Source organism: Streptomyces sp. AF1A, assembly GCF_047340315.1.
GTDB lineage: Bacteria > Actinomycetota > Actinomycetes > Streptomycetales > Streptomycetaceae > Streptomyces.
This window is the reverse complement of sequence record NZ_JBLEBI010000071.1, coordinates 1-19,627: the sequence shown is the minus strand read 5'-3', so window position 1 is coordinate 19,627 and position 19,627 is coordinate 1. Positions and strand designations below refer to the sequence as shown.

17 protein-coding genes are annotated in these 19,627 nt (G+C 73.5%); 12 read left to right on the top strand and 5 right to left on the bottom strand.

All coding sequences use genetic code 11. The features are described from left to right. Nucleotides 1-4: 4 nt before the first annotated feature. The 6 genes from ACLU3S_RS20040 (at nucleotide 5) to ACLU3S_RS20015 (ending at nucleotide 7,256) form a co-directional block, all read left to right on the top strand. Entirely contained in the window at nucleotides 5-1,852 is a 1,848-nt protein-coding gene (locus ACLU3S_RS20040) for a biotin carboxylase N-terminal domain-containing protein (RefSeq protein ID WP_413953277.1), read from the top strand. Nucleotides 1,853-1,862: 10 nt separating this feature from the next. After that, nucleotides 1,863-3,023, top strand: a complete 1,161-nt coding sequence (locus tag ACLU3S_RS20035) for an acyl-CoA dehydrogenase family protein (protein ID WP_413953276.1) — start codon at nucleotides 1,863-1,865, stop codon at nucleotides 3,021-3,023. Nucleotides 3,024-3,043: 20 nt separating this feature from the next. Next, entirely contained in the window at nucleotides 3,044-4,642 is a 1,599-nt protein-coding gene (locus ACLU3S_RS20030) for a 4-coumarate--CoA ligase family protein (RefSeq protein WP_413953275.1), read from the top strand. Next, on the top strand, nucleotides 4,639-5,373 hold the full coding sequence (locus ACLU3S_RS20025; protein ID WP_413953274.1) for an enoyl-CoA hydratase family protein: 735 nt from the start codon (nucleotides 4,639-4,641) through the stop codon (nucleotides 5,371-5,373). Before ACLU3S_RS20030 ends, ACLU3S_RS20025 begins: the two co-directional genes overlap by 4 nt. 4 nt (nucleotides 5,374-5,377) lie before the next feature. Next, complete coding sequence (locus ACLU3S_RS20020) at nucleotides 5,378-5,977, top strand: TetR/AcrR family transcriptional regulator (protein ID WP_413953273.1); 600 nt, start codon at nucleotides 5,378-5,380, stop codon at nucleotides 5,975-5,977. 247 nt (nucleotides 5,978-6,224) lie between these two features. Further along, complete coding sequence (locus ACLU3S_RS20015) at nucleotides 6,225-7,256, top strand: isopenicillin N synthase family dioxygenase (RefSeq protein ID WP_413953272.1); 1,032 nt, start codon at nucleotides 6,225-6,227, stop codon at nucleotides 7,254-7,256. A 72-nt stretch (nucleotides 7,257-7,328) separates the two neighbouring features. On the opposite strand, the gene ACLU3S_RS20010 is transcribed toward ACLU3S_RS20015, so the two are convergent. Further along, nucleotides 7,329-8,429 (bottom strand): citrate synthase 2, encoded by a 1,101-nt coding sequence (locus tag ACLU3S_RS20010; RefSeq protein WP_413953271.1) that lies wholly within the window; start codon nucleotides 8,427-8,429, stop codon nucleotides 7,329-7,331. Between the two features lie 180 nt (nucleotides 8,430-8,609). Here ACLU3S_RS20010 and pdxH point away from each other — a divergent pair, with 180 nt between their 5' ends. The 3 genes from pdxH (at nucleotide 8,610) to ACLU3S_RS19995 (ending at nucleotide 11,702) form a co-directional block, all read left to right on the top strand. Then, complete coding sequence (gene pdxH, locus ACLU3S_RS20005) at nucleotides 8,610-9,296, top strand: pyridoxamine 5'-phosphate oxidase (RefSeq protein WP_413953270.1); 687 nt, start codon at nucleotides 8,610-8,612, stop codon at nucleotides 9,294-9,296. 439 nt (nucleotides 9,297-9,735) lie between these two features. Further along, nucleotides 9,736-10,194 carry a GNAT family N-acetyltransferase gene (locus ACLU3S_RS20000; RefSeq protein ID WP_413953269.1) on the top strand — a complete coding sequence of 153 codons (459 nt, stop codon included), beginning with the start codon at nucleotides 9,736-9,738 and terminating at the stop codon, nucleotides 10,192-10,194. Nucleotides 10,195-10,307: 113 nt separating this feature from the next. Continuing rightward, on the top strand, nucleotides 10,308-11,702 hold the full coding sequence (locus ACLU3S_RS19995) for a PAS domain-containing protein (RefSeq protein WP_413953268.1): 1,395 nt from the start codon (nucleotides 10,308-10,310) through the stop codon (nucleotides 11,700-11,702). A 30-nt stretch (nucleotides 11,703-11,732) separates the two neighbouring features. Here the strand turns inward: ACLU3S_RS19995 and ACLU3S_RS19990 are convergent, their stop codons facing one another. Continuing rightward, nucleotides 11,733-12,488, bottom strand: a complete 756-nt coding sequence (locus ACLU3S_RS19990; protein ID WP_413953267.1) for an SIS domain-containing protein — start codon at nucleotides 12,486-12,488, stop codon at nucleotides 11,733-11,735. Between the two features lie 205 nt (nucleotides 12,489-12,693). Here ACLU3S_RS19990 and ACLU3S_RS19985 point away from each other — a divergent pair, with 205 nt between their 5' ends. Together ACLU3S_RS19985 and ACLU3S_RS19980 are read left to right on the top strand one after the other, a co-directional pair. Then, the gene (locus ACLU3S_RS19985; protein WP_413953266.1) at nucleotides 12,694-13,386 is read left to right on the top strand and encodes a metal-dependent transcriptional regulator; all 693 of its coding nucleotides are present in this window, start codon (nucleotides 12,694-12,696) and stop codon (nucleotides 13,384-13,386) included. Nucleotides 13,387-13,666: 280 nt separating this feature from the next. Then, complete coding sequence (locus tag ACLU3S_RS19980) at nucleotides 13,667-14,557, top strand: alpha/beta fold hydrolase (RefSeq protein ID WP_413953265.1); 891 nt, start codon at nucleotides 13,667-13,669, stop codon at nucleotides 14,555-14,557. 51 nt (nucleotides 14,558-14,608) lie between these two features. On the opposite strand, the gene ACLU3S_RS19975 is transcribed toward ACLU3S_RS19980, so the two are convergent. From ACLU3S_RS19975 to ACLU3S_RS19965, 3 genes are read right to left on the bottom strand one after another with little or no spacing between them, the layout of a single operon-like run. After that, complete coding sequence (locus ACLU3S_RS19975; RefSeq protein ID WP_413953264.1) at nucleotides 14,609-16,198, bottom strand: transporter; 1,590 nt, start codon at nucleotides 16,196-16,198, stop codon at nucleotides 14,609-14,611. Continuing rightward, nucleotides 16,195-16,971 (bottom strand): ABC transporter ATP-binding protein, encoded by a 777-nt coding sequence (locus tag ACLU3S_RS19970; protein WP_413953263.1) that lies wholly within the window; start codon nucleotides 16,969-16,971, stop codon nucleotides 16,195-16,197. The genes ACLU3S_RS19975 and ACLU3S_RS19970 overlap by 4 nt, the downstream gene beginning before the upstream one ends. Nucleotides 16,972-17,005: 34 nt before the next feature. Further along, nucleotides 17,006-17,659, bottom strand: coding sequence for a bifunctional DNA primase/polymerase (locus tag ACLU3S_RS19965; RefSeq protein ID WP_413953262.1), 654 nt, complete (start codon nucleotides 17,657-17,659; stop codon nucleotides 17,006-17,008). 258 nt (nucleotides 17,660-17,917) lie between these two features. On the opposite strand from ACLU3S_RS19965, the gene ACLU3S_RS19960 reads away from it, so the two are divergent. Beyond that, a complete protein-coding gene (locus tag ACLU3S_RS19960; protein ID WP_413953261.1) occupies nucleotides 17,918-19,303 on the top strand; it encodes a transcriptional regulator in 1,386 nt (461 codons plus the stop codon). Nucleotides 19,304-19,627: the final 324 nt, after the last annotated feature.

Genomic DNA, 19,627 nt, shown 5'->3' with positions numbered 1-19,627 from the left:
CCACGTGATTTCGACACTGCTCGTCGCCAACCGGGGCGAGATCGCCTGCCGGATCTTCCGCACCTGCGGTGAGCTGGGCATCCGGACGGTGGCCGTGCACTCGGACGCCGACGCGAACGCGCTCCACGCGCGGACGGCCGACGCGGCGGTACGGCTGCCGGGAGCGGCGCCCGCCGAGACGTACCTGCGCGGCGACCTGATCGTGAAGGCGGCCCTGTCCGCCGGCGCGGACGCCGTGCACCCCGGCTACGGCTTCCTGTCCGAGAGCCCCGACTTCGCGCGCGCCGTCCTCGACGCCGGCCTGACCTGGATCGGCCCGCCACCGCAGGCCATCGAGGCCATGGCGTCGAAGACCCGCGCCAAACGGCTGATGGGCCTCGCGCCCCTCGGCGAGGTCACCGAGGCCGACCTGCCGGTGCTGGTGAAGGCGGCCGCGGGCGGCGGCGGGCGCGGCATGCGGATCGTGCGCCGCCTGGCGGAGCTGGACGCCGCGCTGGAGGCCGCGCGCGCCGAGGCCGCGAGCGCCTTCGGCGACGGCGAGGTCTTCGTGGAGCCGTACATCGAACACGGCCGCCACGTCGAGGTGCAGATCCTCGCCGACACCCACGGCACCGTGTGGCCGCTCGGCACCCGCGACTGCTCCCTGCAGCGCCGCCACCAGAAGGTGATCGAGGAGGCCCCCGCACCGGGACTGTCCGACCGGCTCACCGAGGAGCTGTACGCGCTGGCCGTGCGCGCCGCCCGCTCCGTCTCCTACACCGGCGCCGGGACCGTCGAGTTCCTGGTCGCCGACGGCCGCGCGCACTTCCTGGAGATGAACACCCGCCTCCAGGTCGAACACCCCGTGACGGAGGCGGTGTTCGGCATCGACCTGGTGGCGGAGCAGATCCGCGTCGCCGAGGGCCACGCCCTGGCGCCCCGGCCGCCGCACGCGCGCGGCCACGCCGTCGAGGCCCGCCTCTACGCCGAGGACCCCGCAGGCGACTGGGCCCCGCAGACCGGCACCCTGCACCGCCTCGCCGTACCGGACGGCGTCCGCCTCGACACCGGCTACGGCGACGGCGACACCGTCGGCGTCCACTACGACCCGATGCTCGCCAAGGTCGTCGCGCACGCGCCCACCCGCGCGGAGGCGCTGCGCCGGCTCGCGGGCGCGCTGGAACGGGCGGAACTGCACGGCCCGGTCACCAACCGGGACCTGCTGGTGCGCTCCCTGCGCCACCCGGAGTTCGCCCGGGCCCGCATGGACACCGGGTTCTACGACCGCCACCTCGCCGAACTGACCCGGCCCGCACCCGACCCCCTCGCCCCTCTGGCTGCGGCCCTCGCCGACGCCCACGGCCGCTCCCGCTTCGGCGGCTGGCGCAACCTCCCCTCGCAGCCGCAGGTCAAGCGGTACGCGATGGCAGGGGAGGAGCACGAGGTCCGCTACCGGCACACCCGCGACGGCCTCACGGCCGACGGGGTCCGGGTCGTCCACGCCGACGCCCGCCGCGTCGTCCTGGAAGTGGACGGCGTCCAGCGCCGGTTCGACGTCGCGCGCCACGGCGACGAGGTCTACGTCAACTCCGCCCGCCTCACCGCCCTGCCCCGCTTCCCCGACCCCGCCGCCCAGCTCGCCCCCGGTTCCCTGCTGGCCCCCATGCCCGGCACCGTCGTACGCGTCGCCGAGGGCCTGGCGGAGGGGGCGGCCGTCGAGGCGGGCCGGCCCCTGATCTGGCTGGAGGCGATGAAGATGCAGCACCAGATCTCGGCGCCGGTCACCGGCACGCTCACCGCCTTGCACGCCCGGCCCGGACAGCAGGTCGAACCGGGCACGTTGCTCGCCGTAGTGCAGGAAACCTCTTCCTAGGAGCACCCCCATGACCGCCGTCATCGAATCCGAAGAGCACAAGGCCCTCCGGTCCGCGGTAGCCGCCCTCGGCAAACGCTTCGGCCGTGACTACTTCGTCCGGACCGTCGCCGAGGGCAAGCCCCCCACCGAACTCTGGTCGGAGGCGGGCAAGCTCGGCTACCTCGGCGTCAACCTGCCCGAGGAGTACGGCGGCGGCGGAGGCGGCATCGCCGAACTCGCCATCGTCCTGGAGGAACTGGGCGCCGCCGGCTCGCCCCTGCTCATGCTCATCGTCTCCCCGGCCATCTGCGGCACCGTGATCGCCCGCTTCGGCACCGAGGAGCAGAAGCGCGCCTGGCTCCCCGGGCTCGCCGACGGGACCCGCCTGATGGCGTTCGGCATCACCGAGCCCGACGCCGGCTCCAACAGCCACCGCATCACCACCACGGCCCGCCGCGACGGCGCCGACTGGCTCCTCACCGGCCGCAAGGTCTTCATCTCCGGCGTCAACATGGCCGACGCCGTGCTCATCGTCGGCCGCACCGAGGACGCCCGTACCGGACGACTCAAGCCGTGCCTGTTCATCGTCCCCACGGACGTTCCCGGCTTCCAGAAGCGGCCGATCGACATGGAACTGAACGCGGCCGAGAAGCAGTTCGAGCTGGTCCTGGACGACGTGCGGCTGCCCGCCGACGCCCTGGTCGGCGATGAGGACGCGGGCCTGCTCCAGCTGTTCGCCGGCCTCAACCCCGAGCGCATCATGACCGCCGCCTTCGCCGTCGGGATGGGCCGTTACGCGCTCGCCAAGGCGATCGAGTACGCCCGCGACCGCACCGTGTGGAAGACCCCCATCGGCGCCCACCAGGCCGTCGCCCACCCGCTGGCGCAGGCGCACATCGACCTGGAACTGGCCCGCCTGATGATGCAGAAGGCGGCCCATCTCTACGACATCGGCGACGACATCGGCGCGGGCGAGGCCGCCAACATGGCCAAGTACGCCGCCGGGGAGGCCTGCGTGAAGGCCGTCGACCAGGCCGTGCACACCCTCGGCGGCAACGGGCTCACCCGCGAGTTCGGACTCGCCTCGTTGATAACGGCCGCACGTGTGACTCGTATTGCTCCGGTGAGCCGGGAGATGATTCTCAACTACGTCTCCCACCAGACCCTGGGCCTGCCCAAGTCGTACTAGGCGACCGCACTGGAGGAACCGTGTTCCGCAGCGAGTACGCAGACGTCCCGCCCGTCCATCTCCCCATCCACGAGGCCGTCCTGGGGCGCGCCGCCGACTTCGGCGCCCAGCCCGCGCTGATCGACGGCACGGACGGCACCACCCTCACGTACGAGCAGGTGGACCGGTTCCACCGGCGCCTCGCCGCCGCGTTCGCCGACGCCGGCGTCCGCAAGGGCGACGTCCTCGCCCTGCACAGCCCCAACACGATCGCCTTCCCGACCGCCTTCTACGGGGCCACGCGCGCGGGCGCCGCCGTCACCACCGTGCACCCGCTCGCCACCCCCGAGGAGTTCGCCAAGCAGCTCGGCGACAGCGCGGCCCGCTGGATCGTCACCGTCTCCCCGCTGCTGCAGACAGCCCGCCGGGCCGCCGAACTCGCGGGCGGCGTACGGGAGATCTTCGTCTGCGACAGCGCACCCGGGCACCGGTCCCTCATCGACATGCTCGCCACCACCGCCCCCGAGCCCGAGGCCGACCTCGACCCGGCCGAGGACGTCGCCGCCCTGCCGTACTCCTCCGGCACCACCGGCACGCCCAAGGGCGTCATGCTCACCCACCGGCAGATCGCCACCAACCTCGCCCAGCTGGAGCCCGCCGTCCCGGCCGGTCCCGGCGACCGCATCCTCGCCGTCCTGCCCTTCTTCCACATATACGGCCTGACCGCCCTCATGAACGCGCCCCTGCGCAAGGGCGCCACCGTCGTCGTCCTGCCCCGCTTCGAGCTGGAGACCTTCCTCGCCGCGATCGAGCAACATCGCATCACCGGCCTCTACGTCGCCCCGCCGATCGTCCTCGCCCTCGCCAAGCACCCCGCGGTCACCCGCTACGACCTCTCCTCCCTGAAGTACGTCATCAGCGCCGCCGCCCCGCTCGACGCCCAACTCGCCCTCGCCTGCTCCGAACGCCTGGGCCTGCCCCCCATCGGCCAGGCCTACGGCATGACCGAACTCTCCCCCGGCACCCACGTCGTCCCCCTCGACCGCCTGCACGAGGCGCCCCCCGGCACCGTCGGCAGGCTCATCGCCGGCACCGAGATGCGGATTGTCTCCCTCGACGACCCCGACAAGGACCTCGGGACCGGCGAGCCGGGCGAGATCCTCATCCGCGGCCCCCAGGTCATGAAGGGCTACCTCGGCCGCCCCGACGCCACCGCCGCCATGATCGACGCGGCGGGCTGGCTGCACACCGGCGACGTCGGGTACGTCGACGGCGACGGCTGGCTGTGCGTCGTCGACCGGGTCAAGGAACTCATCAAGTACAAGGGCTTCCAGGTGGCCCCCGCCGAACTCGAGGCGCTGCTGCTCACCCACCCCGGCATCGCCGACGCCGCCGTCATCGGCGCCTACAACGACGACGGCAACGAGATCCCGCACGCCTTCGTCGTCCGCCGGGCCCAAGGCGCCGAAGCCGCCGAAGCCGCCGAGACCGCCGGGGAACTGACGGAGAACGAGGTCATGCTGTACGTCGCCGAACGCGTCGCCCCCTACAAGCGCGTCCGCCGCGTCACCTTCGTCGACACCGTCCCCCGCGCCGCCTCCGGCAAGATCCTGCGCCGGGAACTCAGGGAGCTGCCATGACGGCGATCACCCGCACCCGCACCCGCGGCGTCGAAACCCTCAGCCTCGACGCCGTCGACACCCGCAACGCGCTCTCCGCCGCCCTGGTCACCGCCCTCGCCGACGCCCTCACCGACTGCGGCAAGGACCCCGAGGTGCGCGCCGTCGTCCTCACCCACACCGGCACCACCTTCAGCGCCGGCGCCGACCTGCGCGACCCGCCCCACCCCGACAGCCTCGTCGGCCTGCTCCGGCAGATCGTCGAACTGCCCAAACCCGTCGTCGCCCGCGTCACCGGGCACGTCCGCGCCGGCGGCCTCGGCCTGCTCGCGGCGTGCGACCTCGCGGCGGCCTCCGCGCAGGCCACCTTCGCCTTCACCGAGGTCCGCATCGGCGTGGCCCCCGCCGTGATCTCCCTGCCCCTGCTGCCCCGCACCGACCCCCGCGCCCTGGCCCGCTACTACCTCACCGGCGAGCGCTTCGGCCCCGAGGAAGCCGTACGCGCCGGCCTGCTCACCACCACCGCCGACGACGTCGACGAAGCCCTCGCCCCCCTCCTGGACGGCCTGCGCCGTTCCGCGCCCCAGGCCCTCGCCGAGACGAAACGGCTGCTCACGGCTAGGGTGCTGGAGGCATTCGACCGGGACGCGGCCGCCCTCACCGCACTCTCGGCCCGGCTGTTCGCCTCCGACCAGGCCCGGGAGGGGATGACGGCCTTCCTCGAAAGACGCGACGCGGCATGGGTGGTGTGACCACATGAGCACGACGGCGGCACGCGACCGCCTCCCCAAGCAGGACCGCAGCCGGGCCACCCGGCAGCGGCTCCTGGAGGCCGCCGTCGCCTGCCTCGCCGAACGCGGCTGGGCCGGCTCCACCGTCGCCGTCGTCGCCGAACGGGCCGGCGTCTCCCGGGGCGCCGCCCAGCACCACTTCCCCACCCGCGAGGACCTCTTCACGGCCGCCGTCGAGTACGTCGCCGAAGAACGCTCCACCGCGCTGCGCGCGCTCTTCCCGGCCGGCCCCGCCGACCGCCGCGCCGTCGTCACCGCCCTCGTCGGCCTCTTCACCGGCCCCCTCTTCCGTGCCGCGCTGCACCTGTGGGTCGCCGCCGGCGACGAGGAACAGCTACGCCCGCGCGTCACCGAACTCGAGGCCCGCGTCGGCCGCGAGACCCACCGCATCGCCGTCGACCTCCTCGGCGCCGACGAGACCCGGCCCGGCGTCCGCGAAACCGTCCAGGGCTTCCTCGACATGGCCCGCGGCCTCGGCCTCGCCAACCTCCTCACCGACGACACCGCCCGCCGCGAACGAGTCGTCGCGCAGTGGGCGGCCCTGCTGGACCAGGCCCTGCGCTGAGCCGCGCCCGGGACGTGAGGCGGGCCACATCCGCATCCAGGGGCGCGCAGTACCCTGAGCCCATGCTTTTGATGCTCGTCCGCCGCCGCCACGTGGACTACGTGCGCGTCACGAGCATGGGCTGTCGGCGCCTCAGCGCCTGACCCAGCCCCCACTTCTCGCTTCTCTGCTCGGTTTTCCCATTCCGGCACCCGGGGGCCGCCCACCCCCGCGGCCACCCGTGCCCCGTACACCCCGCGGACGCACCATGACCTCGCACACCGCGACGACCCCGTCGTACGACCAGCTGCCCGTCATCGACCTGTCGGCCGCCGACCGTGGCCCCCGGGCCCGTGCCCGGCTCCACGCCCAACTGCACGGCGCCGCCCACGACGTCGGCTTCTTCCAGCTCGTCGGACATGGCGTCACCCCCGCCGAGACCGACGCCCTCCTCACCGCCATGCGCGCCTTCTTCGCCCTCCCCGAGGCCGACCGGCTCGCCCTGGACAACGTGGGCTCCCCGCACTTTCGCGGCTACACCCGCACCGGCGACGAACGCACCGGCGGCACCCGCGACTGGCGCGACCAGCTCGACATAGGCGCCGAACGCCCCGCCCGCGTCCCCGGCCCCGGCGAACCGCCGTACTGGTGGCTGCAGGGCCCCAACCAGTGGCCGGCCGCCCTCCCGGAACTGCGCACCGCCGCCCTCGCCTGGATCGACCGGCTCAGCGCGGTCGCCGACCGCCTCCTGCACGAACTGCTCGCCGCCATCGGCGCCCCCGCCGGCTTCTACGACCCGATCTTCGGCGACCGGGCCCACCCGCACCTCAAGCTCGTCCGCTACCCCGGCAGCGCGGGCGACGGCACCGACCAGGGCGTCGGCGCCCACAAGGACTACGGCTTCCTCACCCTGCTCCTGCAGGACACCGTCGGCGGCCTCCAGGTCCAGCGCGAGGACGGCCTCTTCCACGACGTGCCGCCCATCGAGGGCGCCTTCGTCGTCAACCTCGGCGAACTCCTGGAGGTCGCCACCAACGGCTACCTCCTGGCCACCAACCACCGCGTGGTCAGCCCGCCCGGGGCGACGGAACGCTTCTCGGTCCCGTTCTTCTACAACCCGCGCCTCGACGCCCGGATCGAGCCCCTGCCCTTCCCGCACGCCTCCGACGCCCCCGGCATCACGACCGACCCCACCAACCCGCTGTACGCCGAGTACGGCTACAACGAACTCAAGGGCAAGCTCAGGGCCCACCCCCTGGTGGCGGAGCGACACCACGCGAGCCTTCTGACCCCGGCCTGATCAACGCGGTGCGGGGCGCGGGGCCGCATGCGACATGCGGCCCCGGCGCGCGGGTGCGGCCGGCCGCGCCCCTCAGGGGGCGATGCCCGCATACCCTGCGATGTCCTCGGGCCCACGCGACCCGGGCCCCACGTACCGGGCGGAAGGCCGCACCAGCCGCCCCGTCCGCTTCTGCTCCAGAATGTGGGCCGACCAGCCGGCGGTGCGCGCACACGTGAACATCGACGTGAACATGTGCGCCGGCACCTCCGCGAAGTCCAGCACGATCGCGGCCCAGAACTCCACATTGGTCGCCAGCACCCGGTCCGGCCGACGGTTGTGCAGCTCCTCCAGCGCCGCCTTCTCCAGCGCCTCGGCCACCTCGAAGCGCGGAGCGCCCAGCTCCCGCGCCGTACGCCGCAGCACGCGCGCCCGCGGGTCCTCCGCCCGGTACACCCGGTGCCCGAAGCCCATCAGCCGTTCACCGCGGTCCAGCGCCTGCCGGACATACGCCTCCGCGTTCCCCGTGCGCTCGATCTCCTCGATCATCCCCAGCACCCGCGACGGCGCACCCCCGTGCAGCGGCCCCGACATCGCCCCCACCGCACCGGACAGCGCGGCGGCGACGTCGGCGCCCGTGGAGGCGATGACCCGCGCCGTGAACGTGGAGGCGTTCATCCCGTGTTCGGCCGCGGACGTCCAGTACGCGTCCACCGCGGCGACATGCCTCGGGTCCGGCTCGCCCCGCCAGCGGATCATGAACCGCTCCACGACCGACTTCGCCTTGTCGATCTCCCGCTGCGGCACCATCGGCAGCCCCTGCCCGCGCGCCGACTGGGCGACGTATGACAACGCCATGACGGCGGCCCGCGCCAGATCCTCCCGCGCCTGCCGCTCGTCGATGTCCAGCAGCGGTTTCAGCCCCCACACCGGGGCGAGCATCGCCAGCGCCGACTGCACGTCCACCCGGACGTCTCCGGAGTGCACCGGGATGGGGAACGGCTCGGCCGGCGGCAGGCCGGGATTGAAGGCGCCGTCGACCAGCAGCCCCCACACGTTCCCGAACGAGACACGGCCGACCAGGTCCTCGATGTCGACACCCCGGTAGCGCAGGGCGCCGCCCTCCTTGTCCGGTTCGGCGATCTCCGTCTCGAACGCAACGACTCCCTCGAGCCCGGGTACGAAATCGGACATCAGGCGGCTCCTCGTGATGTGGCGGGCGGCGGACACCCCGGGTGATGCCCCGATCGTCCGGTGGTCATCCGGTGGTCACCCAAACCGCGGGGGGAACCAGCACGATATCCCCGAGTGCCAACATTGGGGAGACGCTACGACACTCAGTGCCACACCCATTCGATACGGCAAGATGACCGCGTGACCGACCGCGACCCCCTCCTGGACCCCGTCGTCGACCCCGCCGCCATGCGCAAGCAGTACCGGGCCGACGGACTCGCCGAACAGGACCTCGCCGCCCACCCCATGGACCAGTTCGCCCGCTGGTTCGAGGACGCGGCACGGGCGTCCCTGCACGGCACGATCTACGAACCCAACGCCATGATCGTCTCCACCGCGGACGCCGCCGGACGCCCCAGCTCGCGCACGGTCCTGATGAAGCAGTTCGACACCGAGGGCTTCGTCTTCTACACCAACTACGACTCCCGCAAGGCCCGCGACCTCGCGGCGAACCCGTACGTCTCGCTGCTCTTCCCCTGGCACCCGCTGGCCCGCCAGGTCATCGTCACCGGCACCGCGTGCCGCACCGGCCGCGACGAGACCGCCGCCTACTTCCGCACCCGCCCGCACGGCTCCCAGCTGGGCGCCTGGGCCAGCGCCCAGTCCTCGGTGATCGCCTCCCGCGCCGAACTCGACGCCGCGTACGCCGAGCTGGAAGCCCGCTACCCCGAGGACGAACAGGTCCCGGTCCCGCCGCACTGGGGCGGGTTCCGCGTCGCCCCCGAGTCGATCGAGTTCTGGCAGGGCCGCGTGAACCGCCTCCACGACCGCCTCCGCTACGTCAGCCGGCCGGGCGGCGCCTGGAAGGTCGAACGCCTCAGCCCCTGACGCACCGGCCCGAGAACGCAGACGACCCGCGGGCTGGGTTCCTCCGAGGAGGAGCCGGCCGGACGTACCGGCAGCCCGCGGGTCGGGTGACTGCGTTGGATTGGGCCGGCTGCGTGTTTCTCGCACACGCTGGTCCGGCACCGCACAAAGTGTGGTGGCGAGCCGCTAGCCCGCAGCCACCTCGCGCGTCCGGGTTTCACTCATGTACCCGATCACCTCCTCTCCACGTGAGGCACAGCCTAGGAAGCCCCGGGCCGTGACTCAACTGTTTTTCGGAGATCCTGACGCCGGGCTTGTGGACGGGGTGCGCAGCCGTACCCGCCGCCCCGGTGGAGCAGGGTGGAGCAGCCGCGGATTTCCCTGCCGGAGCCCGCCCGGATGTGCGAATGTCGCCGATTCGCCGAACGTGTGACCGGCGTTGATGGTAGGGCTGTTCCATGTGAGTGATCTTCGTATTGAGGCCGTCCAGGGCGACGGCATGCTGGAGCAGTGGCGGTACGCGCACAACGTGGTCGTGCCGCCCGCTGCGATGTCCCTGGAGGACGCGCGGCTGCGGCTGGGGCGGTACCGGCTGGAGAACGCGTATCTCGGGGATGTGCTGGTGGGGTGTTCGACGGTGCGGCCGCCGGTGGGGGAGGAGGCCGTGGCGACGGTCATCGCGCGGGTGCTGCCGGAGTTCCGGAGGCGGGGGTTCGGGGCGGCGGTCTACGACAGCGCGCTGGGGCACGCGCGCGTGCTGGGGGCGAAGGCCGTCGAGACGTGTGTGCTGGCGGCCAACGAGGACGGGCTGCGGTTCGCGCGGCGGCGGGGGTTCGTGGAGATCGAGCGGTATGTGCTGGACGGGGAGCGGGACGAGTGGGTCGACCTGCGGCTCGGGCGCGCGGGGTCGGGGGATTGATTCCCGCAATCTTGCGGGAACAGGATGTGGGCTGTGTCACGTTCCAGTTGAATGAGGGCCAGTGAGCGAAACGAGCGCCGTACGTGCGCCGACGCAGTCTCCAGGGGGTCCAGGTGAGTGCTTCCCGGCGGAGTGGGACCACCGACGAGCTGGGGCCTGAGGAGCCCGGCGAGTCCGGCGGATCCGACCTGCTCGCCGCGCTGCTGGACGGCATGGACGCGGCGCTGTGCGCCTTCGACGCCGACGGGGTGGTCACGCACTGGAACCGCGAGGCGGAGCGGATCCTGGGCTGGACCGCCGCCGAGGCCGTCGGGCGGCACGGGTTCGCCGGGTGGGCGGTGCGCAGCGCCGACGCCGAGGAGGTCCAGGCCCGGCTGATGTCGGCGATGCGGGCGCCGGGGCGGCAGGTGCACGAGTTCGCGCTGGTGACCAAGGACGGCGGGCGGGTTCTCGTGCGGACGCAGTCCGCCGCCGTGCGGGGGCCCGACGGTGAGCCGGCGGGGGTGTACTGCGCCTTCAGCGAGGTGCACGCGCAGATCGATCTGGAGCGGTCGATCGCGTTGAGCGAGGCGCTGCTGGAGGACGCGGCCTGGGGGGTCGTGCTCGTCGACGCGGACCTGCGGCCCGCCGTGGTGAACGCGTTCGCGGCGCGTGCGCTGGGGATCGGGCGCACGTCGGCGCTGGGCCGGCCGCTGGGTGAGCTGCTGGGCCAGGGCGTGGAGGAGTTGGAGGCCGCGCTCGCGCACGTCCTGGCCGAGGGCGCGCCGCCGGCGCCCGCGGAGATGTGGGTGACGGTGCGCGCTCCGCAGGGTGAGCGGCGGCGCTGCTGGCGGTGCGGCTTTCTGCGGCTGGCCTCGCCGCTGGCGGAGGAGCCGGTGCCGCTGGGCGTCGGCTGGCTGTTCCAGGACGTCACCGAGGCGAAGCAGGTCGAGCAGGAGGCCTCGCTGCTGCGGTTCCGCACGAACCAGTTGCATCGTGCGGCGCGTGCCGCCGCCGAGTGCGAGGACCCGGCGGAGGCGGCCACCCTGCATCTGGACTTCGCCCTGGCCGGTTTCGCGGACCACGCGCTGCTGGACCGGGTGGCGGACGCCCCGCGCGCGGAGGGCGGCGCGGACGCGGGTCCGCCGCGGCTGGTGCGGCTCGCCGCCACGCCCGCGGGCGCGCCGGGGCCGAGTCTGCTGACGGGGGCGGCCGGGCTGCCCGTGCGCTACGAGGCGGGGCATCCGGCGCTGCAGTGCGTGGAGCGGGCGGGGAGTGTGCGGGCGGATGCCGGGCCGGGGCCGGCGGAGCGGGCGCGGGAGTGGGCGCTGCAGCGGCAGTGGCCCGCTGACGCGGTGCACGCGCTGTGCGCGGCGGTGCGCAGCCGGGGGCGCACGCTGGGTGTGGTGACGTTTCTGCGTACGGCGGGGCGCAGCCGCTTCGAGCGGTCGGACGCGGCCTATGCGGAGGACGTGGCGTTGCGGATCGCGGCGCTGCTGGACCTGGCGGAGGCGGACCGGGAGAAGTAGCCCCGGGGCGCCTGCGGGCCGGCGGCCGGCTCAGTGGCGGTAGAAGATCCGGTCGCCGTACTGCTCCATGACCCGGCGGTTCCACTCGTGGCCGCCGTCGACGTTGCCGGAGCGCAGGAGCGGGGGCTCGATGCCGCGGTCGGCGAGGGTGGCGGCGGTGGTGGCCATGACGGCCTGCATCAGGGCGGCGGTGACCACGGTGGAGGCGGGGGCGAAGGGCGCGGGGATGGTGTCGAGGGTGAGTTCGGCGTCGCCGACGGGGATCTTGGAGTCGAGGACGACGTCGCAGTGGTCCTTGAGGAAGGTGCCGGAGGCGTGCCGGGAGGTGGTCTGGGCGGCGTAGGCGACGGAGGTGACGCCGATGACCCGCACGCCGCGTTCGCGGGCGCCGCGGGCCATCTCGACGGGCAGGGCGTTGCGGCCGGACAGGGAGATGATCACGAGGGCGTCGCCGGCGCGGAGGGGGGAGGTGTCGAGGACGGCGCTCGCGAGTCCGTCGACGCGTTCGAGGGCGGAGCCGAGGGTGGCGGGGGTGACGTCGACGCCGACGACGCCGGGGACGGCGAGCAGGTTCATCAGGGCGAGGCCGCCGGCACGGTAGACGACGTCCTGGGCGGCGAGGGAGGAGTGCCCGGCGCCGAAGGCGAACAGGCGGCCGCCGGCCGCGACGGTGTCGGCGAGGAGGGTGCCGGCCGCGGCGATCGCCTCGGCCTCCTCCTCGCGGACGCGTTGCAGCAGGTTGACGGCGGCGTCGAAGAACAGGTCGGCAGGCGTGCCGTCGCTCATGCGGTGCCCCTTCGCAGCGTCTGTGTCGCGGATCACGGTGCGGTCTGGACCAGTGCCGTGTCAATACGGCCTGCCGGAGCGCCCTGTGGTGCGCCCGTGCCGGTCATTCCGCCGGAGGCCCCCGCTTGTCAGTGGGATCCGGCAGAATTGGTGTCAGGGCCAGCGCACGCGCCAGGCTGCCGGCAGAGGTAATCGAGGGGCACGTATGTCCGGACTGATCGACACCACGGAGATGTATCTCCGCACCATCCTCGAGCTGGAGGAGGAAGGCGTCGTCCCCATGCGCGCCCGCATCGCGGAGCGGCTGGACCAGAGTGGGCCGACGGTGAGCCAGACGGTGGCGCGGATGGAGCGCGACGGCCTGGTGTCCGTGGCCAGCGACCGGCATCTGGAGCTGACGGACGAGGGCAGAAGGCTCGCCACGCGCGTGATGCGCAAGCACCGTCTCGCGGAGTGCCTGCTGGTCGACGTGATCGGCCTGGAGTGGGAGCAGGTCCACGCGGAGGCGTGCCGCTGGGAGCACGTGATGAGCGAGGCCGTGGAGCGCAGGGTGCTGGAGCTGCTGCGGCACCCGACCGAGTCGCCGTACGGCAACCCGATCCCGGGGCTCGAGGAGCTGGGCGAGAAGGACGGGGCGGACCCGTTCCTGGACGAGGGCATGGTCTCGCTGGCGGACCTGGACGCGGGCGCGGACGCCAAGACGGTCGTCGTGCGCCGGATCGGTGAGCCGATCCAGACGGACGCGCAGCTGATGTACACGCTGCGGCGGGCGGGTGTGCAGCCCGGTTCGGTGGTGAGCGTGACCGAGTCGGCCGGCGGGGTGCTGGTGGGCAGCGGTGGTGAGGCGGCCGAGCTGGAGGCGGACGTCGCCTCGCATGTGTTCGTCGCCAAGCGCTGAGCATGGGAGGGCCCCGGCACCGTGTGGCGCCGGGGCCTGTCCTCCCCTGTGCTGACCCGGAGCCCCGAGCTCCCAGGGTCGTCCCCCTCGGACCGGCTTTTCCCCGAGCGGTCCGCCTCCCGCCAGAAGAGATCCCCTCGGCGGCGGCGATCATTCCTCGGGGGCTGTCACTCGAAGGAGGGGTGTTGGCCGCAGGAACGGTCCTTTCGAATGCAAGTTCGATAGTGTTCGGGGCAGGCGGAACCGTACGAGGCAGGCGGAGCTGGGGGGTACCGGGCCCATGGCACGGCGTATCGACGTGACGGGATCGGGCGGGGTGCGCCTGGCCGCGTGGGAGTTCGCCGACCCTCCGAAGCGGGATCCTGAGGATGCGGACGCCGACCGGGCGCAGCCGGCGCCCGGCGGCCCGGGCGTGCTGTTACTCCACGGCCTGATGGGCCGTGCCTCCCACTGGGCGTCCACCGCCCGCTGGCTGGCCGAGCGCCACCGGGCCGTCGCACTCGACCAGCGCGGCCACGGCCGGAGCGACAAGCCCCCGGAGGCCGACTACACCCGCGAGGCCTACGTCGACGACGCCGAGGCCGCCCTCGAACAGCTCGGCCTCGCCCCCGCCCTGCTCGTCGGCCACGCCATGGGGGCGCTGACCGCCTGGCAGCTCGCCGCGAAACGCCCCGACCTGGTGTGCGGGGTGGTCATCTGCGACATGCGGGCCTCCGCGCTCGGCGCCGCCTCGCAGCGCGAGTGGACCGACTGGTTCCGGTCCTGGCCCGTCCCCTTCGCCACGCTCGCCGACGTCCGCGAGTGGTTCGGCGAGGACGATCCCTGGGTGGAGCGCCCGAATCCGGCGCGCGGGGCGTTCTACGCCGAGGTGATGCACGAGTGCGAGGACGGCTGGCGGCCGGTGTTCGAGCCGGAGCAGATGCTCAGGACCCGGGAGACCTGGGTCCACGACGCCCACTGGGAGGAGCTGGCCCAGGTGCGCTGCCCGGCGCTCGTCGTCCGCGCCCTGGACGGGGAGCTGGGGCGCGCGGAGGCCCAGGAGATGGTCCGGGTGCTGCCGCGCGGCCAGTACGCCGAGGTGCCCGACGCCGGGCACCTCGCCCACTACGACCATCCGGAGGACTGGCGGGAGGCCGTCGCGCCCTTCGTCGGCCAGGTGCTCGGGGAGTGACCTCCGCCTGCGCGTCCCGGCGGCCCGGCGGACGGGATCCGCGGGAGCGGCCTACCCCTTGCTGACCGCCGCCAGGATCTCCGGCAGCCGGGAGGCGGTGCGCGGGGCGGCCAGGCGCAGGCCGGCCAGGGTGAGCGCGGCGCCGTAGGCCACGCCGGCCGGCAGCAGCAGCCAGCGCCACGCGGCGCCGTCGGCGCTCACGTTGAGCCAGATGGTGAGCGCGATGACGGGGGAGCACAGCAGGGCGGCGGAGACCATGCCGCCGAAGATGGAGATCCAGGCGAGGCCGGCCTGACCGGGGGCGACGTTCCTGTGGCCCTCCTGGGGGATGGAGTAGGGGAACCGGGCCGAGGTCCACACCCCGGTGCCCAGCATCGCGCCGAGCAGCGCGAAGGACAGCCCCAGCACCTCCGGGAGCCGGGCCCAGGCGCCCAGCACGGCCGTTGTGAGCACGGTGACGAGCGCCGCGTAGGGGACGGTGATCAGCAGCAGGGCCAGGGCCCGGCCGCGCAGCTCCTCGTAGGCGTCCCGCGAGGTGGAGACGGTGAGGGCGACCATCCAGAAGGCGGAGGTGTCCTGCCCGAACTGGTTGTACATCTGGATGCCGAGCATCCCGGCGGCGAAGCACGCGAAGTAGACCGACCCGGTGCCCTGCAGCGCGTTGAACACCGGCACGATCAGCCCGATCGCCAGCGAGGTCACCCAGGCCGCCTTGGTCTTCGGGTCGCGCCATATGTAGCGCAGGCTGCGCTCCATGACCGTGCCCGTGCGTCCGCCCGGCAGCAGCCGCGCGAGCCCGCTCGCGGAGGCGCGGTCCCGGCTCCCGGCGTCCAGGGCCTGGAGGGCGGACCTGTCGGGCGCGGTCATCAGCCGGGTCAGGCTCCGCGCCCATGCGGCGATCAGCGCCGCCAGCCCGACCGCGGTCATGAGGAGCTGGGCGAGGGCCAGGCCGTAGGAGCCGTCGCTCGCCGCGCGCACCGCGGCCACCGCCGACCCGGGAGGCAGCCACGACAGCACGTCCGCGACCGGCTGGAGCTGCCCGAGCCCGCCCGTACCGAGCCGCCGGGCGCCGAAGTTGACCAACTGGCTCCCGATCGCGATCACCAGCCCGCTCAGCACGGCGAGGTCGCGGCCCTTGCGGCTGGTGAGCAGCCGCACGTTGGCCGTGGCGACGGTCCGCGCGAGCGCCACGCAGACCAGCAGCGCGAGGGCGACGGCGACGACCGCGACGGCGTACCCCGCCGCGCCGTGCGCCGCCGCCAGCGCACAGCCCGTCAGCAGCAGCAGGGACACGAGCGGGCCGATGCCGACCAGGGAGGCGGCGAGCAGGCCCCGCACCAGCGTCCGGGGCCGCAGCGGCAGCATCACCAGCCGGGTCGGGTCGAGCGTCTCGTCGCCGGTGGGGAAGAACAGGGGCAGCACCGCCCAGCCCAGGGCCAGCAGGGCCGCGCCGAGCACGGCCACCACGTCCGCGTGCGCCCGCCCGCGCAGCAGGAGCAGGCCGAGCAGCTGCGCCAGCGCGAACAGGAGGGCGAGGACAGTGGAGAAGGCGAACGCGGCCCGCCGCCCCCCGGACTGGCGCAGGCCGCCGCGCAGCAGGGACAGTTTCAGGCGTACGAGGGTGGCGGCGGGACTCGTCATCGGGCCGCCCCGCCGCCCAGCCAGTCCAGGTCGGACCCGGTGTCCCGGCCGCTCGCCCCGACCAGCTCCAGGAACGCGCCCTGCAGGGTGGGGTGGTCCCCGCGCACCTCGGCGAGCGGGCCGGTGGCGCGGATGCGTCCCGCGGCGAGCACCGCGACCCAGTCGCACAGCGACTCGACCAGCTCCATGACGTGCGAGGAGAACACCACGGTGGCGCCGGAGGCGGTGTACCGCTCGAGGACGCCCCGGATGGTCTGCGCGGACACCGGGTCGACGCCCTCGAACGGCTCGTCGAGAAAGAGCACGTCGGGATTGTGCAGAAGGGCGGCGGCGAGTCCGATCTTCTTGCGCATGCCGGTCGAGTAGTCGACGACGAGCTTGTGCTGGGCCCCGGCCAGGTCGAGCACGTCCAGCAGCTGGGTGGCGCGCTTGTCCACCTCGGCGCCCGGCAGTCCGCGCAACCGCCCGGAGTAGCCGAGCAGTTCCCGCCCGGACAGCCGCTCGAACAGCCTCAGACCCTCGGGGAGGACGCCGATCCGCGCCTTGACGGCCACCGGGTCCCGCCACACGTCGTGCCCGACGACCTCCACGCTGCCCTCATCGGGCCGCAGCAGCCCCGTCACCATGGACAGCGTGGTCGTCTTCCCGGCGCCGTTGGGCCCGACCAGCCCGATGAACTTCCCGGCAGGCAGCTCCAGATCGATTCCGCCGACAGCGACCTGCTGCCCGAACCGCTTCCAGAGCCCCCGCACCCGCACTGCAGCTTCGGTCATGCCTAGACAGTACGGCGCTGCCGGCGGGTGGAACTCAGCGGTCGCGGCCGCAGGCGTAGGCGAGCGCCGAGATCAGCTCCTCGGCGTCCGGCAGCCACCGGTTGGCGGGGGTGGGGCGGCAGGCCCACTGCACCGCACCGCGCGAGCCGAACCGGGTGGGGGGAGCGGCCACGAACGCCCCCTCGCCCAGCGCCACCAGGTCCAGGGACGGCACCGACCAGCCCAGTTTGCGGACCAGTTCCGGCACCTTCACCGCGCCTCCCGGCAGCACGAAGAAGTGCATCCGCCGGTCGGGGGCCAGCGTGACCGGCCCCAGGGTCAGCTCCATCCGCTCCATACGGGCGAGCGCCAGGAACCCCGCGCTCTCCGGGACGGACAGCGCGTCGAACGTGCGCCCCGTCGGCAGCAGGATCGACGCCGTCGGCTGCTTCTGCCACATCCGGCGCACGACGGTCGCACTGCCGGTCGCCTGGCTCGCCCAGTCGGGGCGCGTGGGGTGCGCACCCGGCGCAGGGCAGGAGGCGTCGCCGCACGAGCAGCGCTGCATCCCGTCGACGGCTTCCAGCCAGGTGCCCGGGAACACGTCCCAGTGCCGTTCCTCGGCGTAGCGTACGGCGGTTTCCAGCAGCGACTGCCCGCGCTGCTGCGGAATGTGGGCGGCTGCGGCCCCGGCGATCGTCTCTTCCACGCCCCACTCAACTCCCTCGCCCACCTGGAGTTACGGCCACGGCGCGCGCCGGGGAGGAGCATCGATTCGGCAATTGGGGCGCATGGGTGCACAGGCGGGGGCGCGCGGGAGGAAGCGCGGGGTGTGCTGGGTAGCCAGGGAGGGGGTGGGGTCTGCCTTTACCCCGGCAAACCGCACATGTCACGCATTGACGGTATGTCAGCTGGGCAGTGATCTTTCCGAAACGGTCACGCTCCAGGGGTTCGCAGGGGGTAGCTCATGGCCGCAAGGCCTCTCGTGGCGAGGCAGCCGAACGAACGGCTGCAGGCTCTCATCCAGGAAGCGGGGTGCTCGAACGCCGGGCTGGCCCGGCGGGTCAACATGTGCGGCGCCGAGCACGGTCTCGACCTGCGCTACGACAAGACCTCGGTGGCCCGCTGGCTGCGCGGCCAGCAGCCGCGGGGCCGGGCGCCGGCGATCATCGCGGAGGCGCTCGGGCGCAAGCTCGGCCGTACGGTCACGATCGACGAGATCGGCATGGCCAACGGCAAGAACCTCGCCTCGGGGGTCGGTCTCCAGTTCTCGCCGACGGTACTGGGGGCCATCGAGCAGGTCTGCGAGCTGTGGCGCAGCGACGTGGGGCGCCGGGACTTCCTGTCCGGCTCCTCCGTCGCCGCCTCCGCGCTGGTCGAGCCCAGCCGCGACTGGCTGATCTCGGCGCCGGACGCCCAGGTGGCGCGGCAGGCGGGCCCGCGGGTGGGCCAGTCCGACGTGGCGGCCGTGCGGTCCATGACCCAGGCGCTGACCGACCTGGACCACCAGTTCGGCAGCGGTCATGTGCGCCCGGTCGTCGTGCACTACCTCAACAGCGTCGTCTCGGGCCTGCTGGCCGGCTCCTACCGGGAGGCGGTCGGGCGGGAACTCTTCGCCGCCGTCGCCCGGTTGACGGAGCTCGCCGGGTACATGGCGGTGGACACCGGGCAACCGGGGCTGGCCCAGCGGTACTACATCCAGTCGCTGCGGCTCGCACAGGCCGCGGGGGACCGCGGCTACGGCGGGTACGTCCTCGCCGCGTCCATGAGCCACCTCGCCGCGCAGCTCGGAAACCCGCGCGAGATCGCCCAGTTGGCGCGGGCGGCGCAGGAGGGCGCGCGCGGGCATGTGACCCCGCGCGTGGAGGCGATGTTCCACGCGGCCGAGGCGCGCGGGCACGCCCTGCTCGGCGACGCGCCCGCGGCGCAGGCGTCCACCGGGCGGGCGGTCGCCGCGATGGAGCAGGCGGACGCCGCCTCCGGGGACGACCCGGTGTGGATCAGGCATTTCGACGAGGCGTATCTGGCCGACGAGTTGGCGCACTGCCACCGGGACCTCGGGCAGCCCGAGCAGGCGGCGCGCTACGCCGAGCAGTCGCTGGCCGCACACCCCGAGTCCCGGGCCCGGCGCCGCGCGATCGACTATGTGCTGCTCGCCACGGCCCAGGTGCAGCAGCGGGAGATCGAACAGGCCTGTGCCACCGGGCTGCAGGCGGTGGAACTGCTGGAGACGCTGCGCTCCAACCGGGGCGCGGAGTACCTGGAGGACCTCCAGCAGCGCCTGGAGCCGTTCCGGGAGGAGTCGGTGGTACGGGAGTTCGGCGCCCGCCTCGACCTGCAGCAGGCCGCGTGAACGCCGGCCGCGGAAACGTGTGAACGTGTGGTGAACGCCACGCGCGCGCGCCGGAGAGCCCATGTACAGCGTCCGGCGGGGCCGTTGTGTTACTGCCGTCACAGGGAAGGAGGTCGCGTCCTGAGCTGCGTGGCACCCGGCTCGGGGGACCCGGTAGCGTGAGCCGACGATGCACAAGGTCCCCCATTAGTAGGAGTCCCGGTGACGCAGAGTGGACGGGGCGAGGAGCCCTCGGCGCGGCCCGCGCGCGAAGGCATCGTGCTGCCCTCCGACGGCGGCGAGCCCCTGCTGCCGAGCATGACCGCCGCGCCCGCCCCCGTGGCA

What these genes read in the sequence shown, in the direction of transcription:
- ACLU3S_RS20035 (WP_413953276.1), top strand. Translation starts at nt 1,863, where the DNA reads ATGACCGCCGTCATCGAATCCGAAGAGCACAAGGCCCTCCGGTCCGCG.
- ACLU3S_RS20025 (WP_413953274.1), top strand. Translation starts at nt 4,639, where the DNA reads ATGACGGCGATCACCCGCACCCGCACCCGCGGCGTCGAAACCCTCAGC.
- ACLU3S_RS20020 (WP_413953273.1), top strand. Translation starts at nt 5,378, where the DNA reads ATGAGCACGACGGCGGCACGCGACCGCCTCCCCAAGCAGGACCGCAGC.
- ACLU3S_RS20015 (WP_413953272.1), top strand. Translation starts at nt 6,225, where the DNA reads ATGACCTCGCACACCGCGACGACCCCGTCGTACGACCAGCTGCCCGTC.
- ACLU3S_RS20010 (WP_413953271.1), bottom strand. Translation starts at nt 8,429, where the DNA reads ATGTCCGATTTCGTACCCGGGCTCGAGGGAGTCGTTGCGTTCGAGACG.
- ACLU3S_RS19990 (WP_413953267.1), bottom strand. Translation starts at nt 12,488, where the DNA reads ATGAGCGACGGCACGCCTGCCGACCTGTTCTTCGACGCCGCCGTCAAC.
- ACLU3S_RS19985 (WP_413953266.1), top strand. Translation starts at nt 12,694, where the DNA reads ATGTCCGGACTGATCGACACCACGGAGATGTATCTCCGCACCATCCTC.
- ACLU3S_RS19980 (WP_413953265.1), top strand. Translation starts at nt 13,667, where the DNA reads ATGGCACGGCGTATCGACGTGACGGGATCGGGCGGGGTGCGCCTGGCC.
- ACLU3S_RS19975 (WP_413953264.1), bottom strand. Translation starts at nt 16,198, where the DNA reads ATGACGAGTCCCGCCGCCACCCTCGTACGCCTGAAACTGTCCCTGCTG.
- ACLU3S_RS19970 (WP_413953263.1), bottom strand. Translation starts at nt 16,971, where the DNA reads ATGACCGAAGCTGCAGTGCGGGTGCGGGGGCTCTGGAAGCGGTTCGGG.
- ACLU3S_RS19960 (WP_413953261.1), top strand. Translation starts at nt 17,918, where the DNA reads ATGGCCGCAAGGCCTCTCGTGGCGAGGCAGCCGAACGAACGGCTGCAG.